11 protein-coding genes are annotated in these 11,367 nt (G+C 67.0%); 7 read left to right on the top strand and 4 right to left on the bottom strand.

Features of this window, described 5'->3' with window-relative positions:
• Positions 1-286: 286 nt before the first annotated feature.
• Positions 287-1,234 (top strand): helix-turn-helix domain-containing protein, encoded by a 948-nt coding sequence (locus EAO75_RS18475; protein WP_147996189.1) that lies wholly within the window; start codon positions 287-289, stop codon positions 1,232-1,234.
• Here the strand turns inward: EAO75_RS18475 and EAO75_RS18470 are convergent.
• The 4 genes from EAO75_RS18470 to EAO75_RS18455 form a co-directional block, all read right to left on the bottom strand.
• Positions 1,167-2,009 (bottom strand): MIP/aquaporin family protein, encoded by an 843-nt coding sequence (locus EAO75_RS18470; protein WP_261989349.1) that lies wholly within the window; start codon positions 2,007-2,009, stop codon positions 1,167-1,169. The two genes, EAO75_RS18475 and EAO75_RS18470, sit on opposite strands and share 68 nt — an antisense overlap.
• A gap of 388 nt (positions 2,010-2,397) precedes the next feature.
• On the bottom strand, positions 2,398-3,048 hold the full coding sequence (locus tag EAO75_RS18465) for a DsbA family protein (RefSeq protein ID WP_147996188.1): 651 nt from the start codon (positions 3,046-3,048) through the stop codon (positions 2,398-2,400).
• A gap of 371 nt (positions 3,049-3,419) precedes the next feature.
• A complete protein-coding gene (locus EAO75_RS18460; protein ID WP_147996187.1) occupies positions 3,420-3,857 on the bottom strand; it encodes an ATP-binding protein in 438 nt (145 codons plus the stop codon).
• Between the two features lie 242 nt (positions 3,858-4,099).
• Positions 4,100-4,639: a MarR family winged helix-turn-helix transcriptional regulator gene (locus tag EAO75_RS18455; RefSeq protein WP_147996186.1), complete on the bottom strand. Its 540-nt coding sequence runs from the start codon at positions 4,637-4,639 to the stop codon at positions 4,100-4,102.
• Between the two features lie 301 nt (positions 4,640-4,940).
• Here EAO75_RS18455 and EAO75_RS18450 point away from each other — a divergent pair, with 301 nt between their 5' ends.
• The 6 genes from EAO75_RS18450 to EAO75_RS18425 form a co-directional block, all read left to right on the top strand.
• Positions 4,941-5,444: a flavin reductase family protein gene (locus EAO75_RS18450; RefSeq protein WP_261989348.1), complete on the top strand. Its 504-nt coding sequence runs from the start codon at positions 4,941-4,943 to the stop codon at positions 5,442-5,444.
• A 38-nt stretch (positions 5,445-5,482) separates the two neighbouring features.
• Positions 5,483-6,934, top strand: coding sequence for a 4-hydroxyphenylacetate 3-monooxygenase, oxygenase component (gene hpaB / locus EAO75_RS18445; protein ID WP_147996184.1), 1,452 nt, complete (start codon positions 5,483-5,485; stop codon positions 6,932-6,934).
• Positions 6,934-8,379, top strand: a complete 1,446-nt coding sequence (locus EAO75_RS18440) for a fumarylacetoacetate hydrolase family protein (protein ID WP_147996183.1) — start codon at positions 6,934-6,936, stop codon at positions 8,377-8,379. Before hpaB ends, EAO75_RS18440 begins: the two co-directional genes overlap by 1 nt.
• On the top strand, positions 8,376-9,308 hold the full coding sequence (dapA, locus tag EAO75_RS18435; RefSeq protein WP_147996182.1) for a 4-hydroxy-tetrahydrodipicolinate synthase: 933 nt from the start codon (positions 8,376-8,378) through the stop codon (positions 9,306-9,308). The genes EAO75_RS18440 and dapA overlap by 4 nt, the downstream gene beginning before the upstream one ends.
• Complete coding sequence (hpaE, locus tag EAO75_RS18430; RefSeq protein WP_147996181.1) at positions 9,305-10,792, top strand: 5-carboxymethyl-2-hydroxymuconate semialdehyde dehydrogenase; 1,488 nt, start codon at positions 9,305-9,307, stop codon at positions 10,790-10,792. Before dapA ends, hpaE begins: the two co-directional genes overlap by 4 nt.
• Positions 10,789-11,367, top strand: a 579-nt coding sequence (locus tag EAO75_RS18425; protein ID WP_410092435.1) for a VOC family protein, incomplete at its 3' end; no start/stop codon positions are given. The genes hpaE and EAO75_RS18425, both read left to right, overlap by 4 nt.

Genomic DNA, 11,367 nt, shown 5'->3' with positions numbered 1-11,367 from the left:
GACCTCATCTGACCTCATCTGCTAGTGACAGCAGACCACTTGACGCGCTCTAGCGCATCGTCACCCGTGATGAAGATACTTGAAGCGGTGCTCTCCACGGTTTCGCTAACCCTGTTTCAGATGGACAGGTAGTGACGTCGTCCACCACGCCCTAATCGGAATCGCCCGCTTGCACAGCCTCACCATCATCGGGAGACGGCAAAAACCCAGGTCCGTACCCAAGAAGGGCCGTCACCCTTCAAACTGGAATGAGTAGACTTCTCTGAGCACATGGTGGCTACAGGTAATGGCGAGGAAACAACGCAGCTCGAGTGAGATCACTGACATCGGCTTCGCTCCCCCGGTCAGTACACCGGCCGGCATCGAGGTCATGTCACTGGAGGAGCTTCGACAGCGAGCTGCCGTACGCATGGGCGAGACCGGGCTCCGCGCACCGCAGCGGCCCACGTTCCACCATCTGATCACACTCTCCGGTGGCTCCCTGTGGCACACAGTGGACTTCACCGGGTATGCCCTCAAGCCGGGCTCCTGGCTGTGGGTCCGGCCCGGTCAGGTTCAGCAGTGGGGTGACCTGCACGAGGCCGAGGGCACGCTGATCCTGTTCGAGAGCGACTTTCTTGATCCGAGCACCGTGACCGCGTCGCGCGTGGACGATCCGCATGCCCCTGTACTTCAGACTCCCGACCCGGAAGATCGCGACGCGCTGGCGATGGCTGTCAAGCATCTGGCWATGGAGTTCCAAGGTCTGCACGGCATTTCGCTGGAAGCCCACGTAGCCATTCTGCGCCATCTGCTGGCTGTTCTGGTGCTGCGCCTTTCACAGCGGACCGCACAGGTCGGCAGCCCGGCTCCAGACCCTGGAGAAACCTTCGTACACTTCCGTGACGCCGTCGAGCGCGACTTCACCCGCACCCGTCGCCTGGAAGACTATGCCCGCGCCCTGGGGTATTCGCCTCGCACCCTCTCCCGCGCCGCACTCGCCGGAGCCGGTGTGGGAGCGAAGGAATTCATCGACCGGCGAGTGATTCTCGAAGCGAAACGCCTCCTGGCGCACGGCGACCAGCCGGCCTCCCGCATCGGTGCACAACTCGGCTTCACCAGCGCCACTAACTTCAGCAAATTCTTCCATCAGCGTACGGGGCACTCTCCCACGGCCTTCCGTGCGGCTATGCGCGGGCGATCTTCGAAGCACGGCCTCGACGGTGTGACCGATACCGGGCAACCCCTGCGGTGAAGGCCGCTCCTGCGAGCGGTGCCACCAGGTAGATCCACAGAGGTGACCAGTAGACGCCGTGGTGGGCCCACAGTGAGGGGCCAAACTGGCGGGCGGGGTTGGCGGACCCGCCGGTCCTGGTGCCGAGGATGATGATGACTACGGCGACGGCGGTGGATCGGGCAAGTGGGATCCAGCGCCTCCACGTGGGGCGCGACATCAGCACCAGGGTGACCGTGAGGATTGAGGCTGTGGCCGCGGCTTCGGCGGCGAACACGGCAGCGACCGGCCAGCGAGGGTCGGGCTTTACGGCGGCGTAGACCATACGATCGTCGACGATCGGGCCCCACACGAGGCGGGCCAGGCCCGTGCCGACCACAGATCCTGTGAGCTGGGCGGCGACGTACGGCAGGACCCGGCGGCCGGGGAAGATACCGGTCAGCCAAAGGCCGAGAGTGACCGCCGGGTTGAGGTGTCGGCCGGAGTAGCGTCCCCACGGAGAAGACAGAGCCCAGGCGAGCGCAGCACCGACGATCACCGCCACAACCGCGAGCTGAAGGTCCGCTTCCCGCAGGACCCGGTTGCGCGGAGGGGCCATCACCCAGCGCACGGCGCTCACCACGACGAAGAGCACGCCGCTGGTAAGGGCGAACTCCGCGGCAGCTGAGGCCCAGACACGCGTGTCGCCCGTGGCTCGGGACCCCCCGGCGGCGGTGGTTGCGCCGCCGGGTGCCATGTCGGAGTCGTCGCCGTTCCTGGCCAACTCCTCCTCCAACGCGGCGTGGCCGGCCACCACGAACCGTGGGTCAAGCCGCTCCATCTCGACGAATGTCTCGGCCCATGCGCCCCGCCCACGACTGCGCGATCCTCGGGCTGCCGCAGGTACTCGGTGCGCCAGACCAGATCCGGGTGGCCACCGCGGAGTTCGAAGTCGTGGCCCTCGAAGCTGACTCGGTCCCCGTCCAGCGCCTCCGGGACGACCACTTCGCCTGGCAGGTTCCTGCCCCGGTGCGCCCACGTCTCGGGCTTGTCTACCCAGCGGAACTTGATCCGCTCCACGATGGTGGCGGGGGCGACGATCCTGACGTGGGGGAACGCCTGCCGGATCACTTCCGGTGCTGCTCGGCGACGAACTGGCCGTCGACCAGCAGCGCTTCACGCCTCCCGTGATGTGGGAGGCGACGTCAGCCGGCCGTGGTGGCGGCCAGGTGTTGGTCCAGAGCGTGGGTGAGCGCGTCTGCCGAAGAGACCMGGCCGCCCAGGCGGTCGGTGCCATGCTCGCTGTGCAGCAGCAGCGTCGGGTAGGCCTCGACGCCCAGTCGGCGTACCTCGAGGATGCCGGCCTCCGCCTCGGCGCGAGTGGTGGGCGAGGCGTACGCGGCGGCCACCGCGTCGGCGTCCAGGCCCAGTTCGTCAGCGAGGTCGCGGTAGACCTCACCGCCAGAGAGGCTGCGGCCGTCGACGTACCAGGCGCGCTGCATCGCCGCGGCGGCGTCCAGGGCGTTTGCGCCCGGCTGGTCGCGCAGTGCGACCAGCCCCACGGCGGCATCGGCGGAGTCCATCACGACCCGGCCATCCGCCAGCACAGCACGATACCCCTCACCGAAAGTGACGCCGGTCAAGTCGGTGATGCGCCCGTTGGCGACCGGGATGTGCGGATACGCCGAGATCGGTAGCGCGCCCGAGCCGGTGAACAGACCGCCGGACAGCACACGCAGCTCGATCCGGTCCGCGTTGGCGGCGGCGAACTCGTGCAGCGCCGGCCCGAAGCCGTAGCACCAGCCGCAATAGGCGTCAAAGGCGTAGGTCAGTCGAATGCGCGCCGCGGAACTCATCACGTGTCGTCCTTTCCGGATTCCGTCACCCGACTCTTTGCCTCGGTCGGGCCGACGCTCTCAAAGCTATGGCCAGATGCCTGATTCCTCCGGATACACAGGTGACGCACCATGGTGAAAAACCGACAGGTTCCGAGCTCGCGTCGAGCATCGTCCCGAACGGGATCTTGTCAACGCGGACGGAGGCACGATGCGGGTCTGCCCTCCGCAATCCGCCATCGACGGGGCGTGGCGGAACAGTCGCGGGCCGAGTCGTGCGGTGATCCCGCGCGCCGAGCCAGCGGCCCCTCGAGGCCTCCCTGCCGCCGCAGACACCGAACTCAAGCGTCATCCACGTCAGTTCAGGTCGGATGTGCTACCTAGTGCCTTCGTCACCACTGCAACCARGTCTGGACTGTCCGGCCTTCGGAGGTATCACGAACCTCTGTCCACGCCGACAACAGTCGAACGATATTGAAGCCGCGACCGTGTTCGTCCGGATCAACTTCGCCACGCGTGTGGGGGGCACTCAAGCCCGAGTCGACTACCGCTATACGCAGGGTTCGGTTGTCGAGGCCGAGCAGTATCGTCATGTCGGTGCGCCCGTGGACGGCAGCGTTGGCGGCGAGTTCCCCGATGACGAGAAGGGCGGAATCCGTGGCATCCGACGGAACGCGCCAGTGCCTCAGCACGTCAGCGGCCCAGGCACGCGTTACTGGCACAGAGGCTACGGTGGCAGACAACGCAAGCAAGGCTCGATTGCTCAGGCCATGGATGACCGCCTCAGGGGCGGGCCTGGTTGGTGCGACGGGCGCTTCGGCGAGGCGCATGAGGGGCCTCTCGGGGTGAGCGGGTTGTCGGAGGACCGACGACGGGACGACATCAGGACGTCCACAGCGACATAGTCAAAGCTATGACTAAATTGGGCGTGAGTCAGGATACAAACGCGACACGGTGCAATCAAAAAGCGACAGAACCATCTGAACCGCCCGCGCGTTCCGCCCCGTGGTCGCCGGCGACAAGACCGACCCGGCCGACGATACGGCCGAACACGTTGACAGCGATCATCCGGTCAAGCGCGATGCCTGGCGTCGAAGCGGACGGAGTGGGTGGTCAGCTTCCCCAGTAGTTCGATCAGGGTGCGCTTCTCGTCCCCAGTGAGAGCGCCCGCCCACTCCTGCTCCCGCTCATTGTGAGCCAGGAACGCAGACGCGATCGCCTCCTGCCCCTGCTCGGTCAGAGAGAGCTCCAAAGCCCGCCCGTCGTAGGACGCGCGCTCCTTCCTCACCAGACCGTCCCGCTCCAGCGTGCTGACCAGCGCAGACACGGCAGCCCGACTCATGCCGGACAGTTCCGCCACCTTCTTCGCCTCAACTGGAGCAGTCAGCCAGATTGCGAAGAGCACGCGGAAGCCGGGCCACGACCAGCCGCGTGGCCGGTGCACGGTGGACTCGAGGTCGTACACGACCATGTTGGCCGCTCGATGGAGGGTGAACACCAACCGCATGGCGACCGGGTCGATGCTCGGCAGTTCCCGGGAGACCCGCTCGACGGCGTAGTCGATGAACGACCAGAAGTGCAGGTACTCAGGGTCGGACGGTTCCAAGGCCATGCCTGGAGTGTAGGGCGCAGCAGGAGGCCTGCTCGCCCGAGGAGGCAGGCGAGGTCCGTGACGCTTCCGGCTGGTAGCAGGAGGCTGTCGTTCGGGTCTTCACAAAGGGTCCGGCGAGGAGTACCGTCCAATTAGTCAAAGCTTTTATTACGACGTTCAACACCATTCCTCCCGATACACACCTCGGGTTCCGACGGTGCAAACCGTCCTCGGTGCGGCGTTCCGCCCTTGCGCCTCATCGGCTTCCCTGATCGACCCCGCCACGGCAGACGCGACGCGCGTGCCAGTTATGGGAGTCCTCATGTCCAAAGTCCTAGCTCCTCCCAGCCCCGGCGCACTGCGCGCATGCATGGCCCGCTTCGCCACGGGCGTCACCGTCGTCACCTACGACGGCGAAGACGGCCCGCGGGGCGCCACCATGAACTCGTTCACGTCCGTGTCGGCCGACCCCGCTCTGGTGCTGATCAGCGTCGCTCGCAGAGCCCGGTGCCACGACCGGCTCATCGACCAGTCGTTCTGCGTCAACGTCCTGGGTGCCGAGCAGGAAGGCCTGGCCCGCCTGTTCGCGGGGGCCCAGGGGCTGAAAGCGCCCGACTGGGTGGCCGACGCCCGGGTGCCGCGACTGGCCGGCCCTCTCGCCTGGATCGAGTGCGACCCCTGGCGCTCGTACGACGGCGGTGATCACACCCTCGTCGTCGGCCAGGTCACCGAGCTCGGCCACCGGGACGGTGACGCCCTCACCTACGCCTGGAGCCGTTTCGGCACGGCCGTCGAGTCGTCCGACGGCATCGAACACCTCATCTGACACCCCATCCCGATCCCTACCGACTCAGGAGCACCACCATGGCCGCACGTACCGGCAAGGAATACCTCGAGCGACTGTCCGCCTCGCGTCCCACCGTGCACATCCAGGGCGAGACCATCACCGGCGGTGTCCAAGATCACCCGGCCTTCCGCAATGTGGTGCGCACCTACGCCGAGTTGTACGACCTCCAGCACTCCACCGAGCACAAGGACGTCCTGACCTACACCTCCCCCACTTCCGGCGAGCCGGTCGGCACCTCGTTCCTGGCCCCGAAGACCCCGGAGGACCTGGTCCAACGGCGCAAGGCGTTCAAGGTGTGGGCTGACCACAGCAACGGCATGCTCGGTCGCACCGGCGACTACATGAACAGCTCTCTCATGGCACTGGCCTCCGCCGCCGACTGGTTCGCCCAGGCCAACCCCGCCTTCGGTGAGAACATTCGGCGCTACTACGAGAAGGTGCGCGAAGAGGACCTGCTCTGCACGCACACTCTGATCCCGCCGCAGGTCAACCGAGCGGTGGCCGGCACCCAGCAAGCCGGAGGCAAGCTGGCGGCGCGGATCGTGAAGGAGGACGACAACGGGGTCGTCATCCGCGGTGCGCGCATGCTCGCCACCATCGCCCCGTTCGCTGACGAGATGCTGGTCTTCCCGTCCACCGTGCTGCGTGGCACCCCCGAAGACAAGCCGTACTCCTACGCCTTCGCCGTTCCCAACGACACCCCCGGCCTGCGCTACATCGCCCGCGAACCACTCGACTACGACCGCCCCCGCCACGACCACCCGCTCTCCTCCCGCTTCGAGGAATCGGACTGCGTGGTCGTCTTCGACGACGTCCATGTGCCCTACGAGCGCTGCTTCGTCCTCGGCGACGCGGAGCTGTGCAACGGCTTCTACTCCCAGACATCGTCCGTGGTGCACATGACGCACCAGGTCGTCACCCGGACGACCGCGAAGACCGAGTACATCCTCGGTCTGGTGTCCCTCCTGACCGAGGCCATCGGCATCGAGCAGTTCCAGCACGTCCAGGAGGACATCGCCGAGATCATCACCACGCTGGAGATGCTGCGCGCGTTCCTGCGCGCCGCCGAAGCCGACGCCGAGATCAACGAGTACGGCGTCCTGACTCCGGCCTTCGCCCCGCTGAACGCCGCCCGCAACCTCTACCCCAAGCTCTACCAGCGCTTCCCTCAGATCCTCCGCAAGCTTGGTGCCTCCGGCCTGATGGCGACTCCGACCGAACTGGACATCGACGGCCCGGCCTCCGCCGACATCGAGGCCTACCTGCAGTCGGCGACCCTGTCCGGCCCGGAGCGCGTGAGGCTCTTCCGACTGGTGTGGGACACCTGCATCTCCGCCTTCTCCAGCCGCCAGGCCCTGTACGAGTACTACTTCTTCGGCGACCCGGTCCGCATGGCGGGCGCCTATGTGAAGTCCTACGACCGCGAGCCCTACAAGGCCAAGGTCCAGGGATTCCTGGAGCGTTCCTGATGACACATCCGCTGGGAAACCCACCGTCGAAGATCATCGCGGTCCACCTCAACTACCGCAGCCGGGCGAAGGAACGCGGACGCGTGCCATCGCAGCCGTCGTACTTCCTCAAGCCACCGTCGTCCCTGTCCGGTACCAAGGAGTCGATCGTCCGGCCCGACGGATGCGAACTCCTCGGCTTCGAGGGCGAGATCGCCCTCGTCATCGGCTCGCGCGCCCAGCACGTGACGCCTGAGGACGGCTGGTCGTATGTGCGCTGGGTGACAGCGGCCAACGATGCGGGTGTGTACGACCTGCGATACGCCGACCGTGGCTCCAACCTCCGTTCCAAGGGTGCCGACGGCTTCACACCGATCGGGCCGCGGCTGCTGGATGCCCGTGAACTCGACCCGGATTCCCTGCAGTTGCGCACCTGGGTCAACAGCGAGCTCGTCCAGGACGACACCACCGACACACTCCTGTTCCCCTTCGGGAAACTCGTCGCCGACCTGTCCCGGCTGGTCACACTGGAGCCGGGAGACGTGATCCTCACCGGCACTCCGGCCGGCGCCTCCGTCGTCTCACCTGGCGATCTGGTTGAGGTCGAGGTGAGCGGCGGCGGGCTGTCCACAGGGCGGCTGCGCAATCCGATCGKCGCGGGGCCCGCACTCGACTCGTACGGCGCCATGCCCCGCGTCGATCCAGCGGAGCGCGAGGCCGCGTACGGATCGATGTACGTCCCCGAACCGCTGCTCGCCAAGGACATCGAGGACGGGCTGCGCTCGGTCGCGGTCGCCACGCTCAGCGCACAGCTGCGCAAGCGCGGACTGCCGCACATGTCGATCGACGGCGTGCGTCCCACACAGCCGGGCGCCGGCATGGTCGGCGTTGCCCACACCCTGCGCTATCTGCCGCTGCGCGAGGACCTGTTCCAGAGGTACGGAAACGGCATGAACGCCCAGAAGCGGGCTGTCGAAGAGCTCCGTCCGGGCCATGTGCTGGTGATGGACGCCCGGCGGGACACCTCCGCGGGAACGCTCGGCGACATCCTGGCCCTGCGCGCACAACAACGTGGTGCCGCGGGCGTGGTCACCGACGGCGGGCTGCGCGACAGCGCGGCCGTGACGGAACTCGGTCTGCCTGTCTTCCACGGCGGTGAGCATCCGTCCGTGCTCGGTCGGCGCCATGTCCCCTGGGACACCGGCGTGCCGGTCGCCTGCGGCGGCGCTCTGGTCCAGCCCGGCGACCTGATCGTCGGGGACGCGGACGGCGTGGTGGTCGTACCACCCGAGCTGGCCGAGGACCTGATCGCCGACTGCCGCGAGCAGGAGGCCGAGGAAATGTTCATCACAGAGCAGGTGCGGGCCGGGCGCGCCATCAACGGTCTCTATCCGTTGGGGCCGGAGTGGCGTGAGCCGTACGAGCAGTGGCGCATGCAACACGATATGGGAGGAGAGTCCCTGTGAAGTTCAGAAGTGACCCGTCCACAATCCGCGGTTCCATCGCCCCCGTCGTCACGCCGTTCACTGCGGACGGCGACGTCGACCACGACGGCTTGCGGACACTGATCCGCTTTCAACTCGAGGCCGGCTCGCACGGGATCTCGCTGGGCGGCTCGACCGGCGAGCCCAGTGCGCAGTCCGCCGCTGAGCGGATCGCGGCGATGCATACCGTCGCGGAGGAGATCGGCGACCGTGTCCCGTTCCTGCCGGGCACGGGTTCGCACAAGCTCGACGAAACCCTCCAACTCACCGCCGRGGCACAGGAGGTGGGCGCCGACGCGGCGCTCGTCATCACTCCGTACTACGCGCGGCCCACTCAGGAGGCCCTCTACCAGTGGTACGCGACGGTGGCTCGGGAGTTCCCGGACCTGCCGATCGTCGCCTACAACGTGCCGTCGCGCACCGCCGTCGACATCGCGCCGCAGACAGTGAAGCGCCTGTTCACAGACTTTGAGAACTTCGTCGGAGTCAAGGAGACGACCAAGGACTTCGAGCACTTCTCTCGCGTCCTGCACGCCTGCGGCCGCTCGCTGCTGGTCTGGTCCGGCATCGAGCTGCTGTGCCTGCCGCTGCTGGCGCTGGGCGGCGCCGGGTTCGTGTCGGCCGTCGCCAACCTCGCGCCGACCGCGGTTGCCCGGATGTACGAGCTCTGGGAGGCAGGCGAGTTCGACGCCGCCCGCGACCTGCACTACCGGCTTCATCCCCTGGTCGACCTGCTGTTCGTCGAGACCAATCCAGCGCCCGCGAAGTGGGTGCTGCACCAGCAGGGCCTCATCGCCTCCCCGCATGTCCGCCCGCCCCTCATCACTCCCACCGACGCGGGCCTCACGAAGATCCGCGCGCTGCTCGCCGAGGGCGGCGATCTCACCTCACCAATTGGAGAAGCACGATGACCACGGCCCCCCAGGGCTTGCCCTCCGTCATTCAGCACTGGATCGGCGGCGAACTCGTCGATGCAGCCGACGGACGAACGTTCGACGTCTCCGATCCCGTATCCAACACTCCGTACGCGCAGGCCGCCCGCGGTTCAGCGACCGATATCGACCGGGCAGCACGCGCGGCTGCCGCCGCCTCCGCGGAGTGGGCCGGACTGTCCAACCGGGACCGGGCCACGACGCTGTACCGCATTGCAGACGCAGTCGAGGCACGCCACGACCGGCTGGCCGCCTACGAGACGTACGACACCGGACTGCCCATCACCCAGGCACGCGGCCAAGCCCGGCGCGCGGCGGAGAACTTCCGCTACTTCGCGGACGTCATCGTCGCACTCGGCGAGGAGTCCTTCCGACAGGGCGACGAACAGTTCTCCTATGTGCGACGCACTCCTGCCGGAGTGGCCGGGCTGATCACCCCGTGGAACACACCGTTCATGCTGGAGAGCTGGAAGCTGGCGCCCGCACTGGCCTCCGGATGCACGCTGATCCTGAAGCCGGCCGAGTGGACACCGCTGTCCGCCTCGCTGTGGCCGGAGATCTTCACCGAGGCGGGCGTTCCCGCCGGGGCGGTGAACATCGTGCACGGCATCGGCGAGGAGGCCGGCCAGGCCCTCGTCGATCACCCGGACGTACCGCTGATCTCCTTCACCGGATCCACCGACACCGGCCGGCACATCATCCGGTCCAGCGCCCAGCACCTCAAGACCACTTCTATGGAACTGGGCGGCAAGTCCCCGGCCGTCGTCTTCGCCGACGCCGATCTGGAAGCCGCACTCGACTCGATCGTGTTCGGGGTGTTCTCCCTCAACGGTGAGCGCTGCACGGCCGGTTCGCGGGTGCTCGTGGAGCGCTCGCTCTATTCGGAGTTCGTGCACCGCCTCGCCGAACGGGCCGCGAATGTGCGAGTCGGGTTGCCGTCGGACTCGACCACCGAAGTTGGTGCACTGGTCCACCCCGAGCACTACGAACGCGTCCTGAACTACGTGGAGATCGGCAAGCAGGAGGCCCGGCTCGTCGCCGGCGGCACCCGACCCGCCCACCTCAACGACGGTAACTACCTCCAGCCGACCGTCTTCGCCGACGTCAAGCCTGACGCCCGGATTTTCCAGGAAGAGATCTTCGGCCCGGTCGTCGCCGTTGCCCCCTTCGACGACGAGGCCGAGGCGATCGAACTCGCCAACGCCACCCGGTACGGTCTGGCCGCCTACATCTGGACCACCGACCTCAAGCGTGGCCACCGCATCGCCCATGCCGTCGAGTCCGGCATGGTCTGGATCAACTCCCACAATGTCCGGGACCTGCGGACCCCCTTCGGCGGGGTGAAGGACTCAGGCGTCGGTCGCGAGGGCGGCGCCCACTCCATCGACTTCTACACCGAATCCAAGATCATCCACGTCGCCCTCGACGACGTGCACACCCCACGATTCGGGGCTGTCTCATGAACGCACCTGATGTCATCCGCTCGGCGTATGCCCAGCTCGCCGTCACCGACCTCGGCGCGGCACGCTGGTTCTGGGTCGACATGCTCGGCTTCTACCTCCAGTACGAGGACACCGATGCCCTCTACCTGCGCGGAACCGACGAGCTGACCCACCACTCGCTGGTGCTGCGCAAAGGCGAGATCGCGGCCCTCGACCACATCGCCTACCGGGTCCGCACCCCGGAGGACGTCGACAAGGCGGAGAAGTTCTTCACCGAACTCGGCCGCCCTGTCAAGCGGTTGAAGAAGGGAGAGGGCACACGCGGCATCGGCGACGCTGTGCGGGTGGTCGACCCGCTGGGCTTCCCAGTGGAGTTCTTCTACGAGATCGAGCACGCCGAACGCCTCATTCAGCGCTACGACATCCGGCATGGTGCCGAGATCGCCCGCCTGGACCACTTCAACATCTGCACCCCGGACATCCCGGCCGCCTATGCCCACTACAAGTCCCTCGGCTTCGGTTGCTCGGAGACCATTGAGGGGGACGAGCACGAGCTGTACGCAGCCTGGATGTACCGCAAGCAGACCGTCCACGAC

This window comes from Streptomyces sp. UW30, assembly GCF_008042075.1.
Classification (GTDB): Bacteria; Actinomycetota; Actinomycetes; order Streptomycetales; family Streptomycetaceae; genus Streptomyces.
Note: the sequence above shows the minus strand (reverse complement) of the source record. Positions and strands in the feature narration are given on the sequence as shown.

What these genes read in the sequence shown, in the direction of transcription:
- hpaB (WP_147996184.1), top strand. Translation starts at nt 5,483, where the DNA reads ATGGCCGCACGTACCGGCAAGGAATACCTCGAGCGACTGTCCGCCTCG.
- EAO75_RS18450 (WP_261989348.1), top strand. Translation starts at nt 4,941, where the DNA reads ATGTCCAAAGTCCTAGCTCCTCCCAGCCCCGGCGCACTGCGCGCATGC.
- EAO75_RS18455 (WP_147996186.1), bottom strand. Translation starts at nt 4,639, where the DNA reads ATGGCCTTGGAACCGTCCGACCCTGAGTACCTGCACTTCTGGTCGTTC.
- hpaE (WP_147996181.1), top strand. Translation starts at nt 9,305, where the DNA reads ATGACCACGGCCCCCCAGGGCTTGCCCTCCGTCATTCAGCACTGGATC.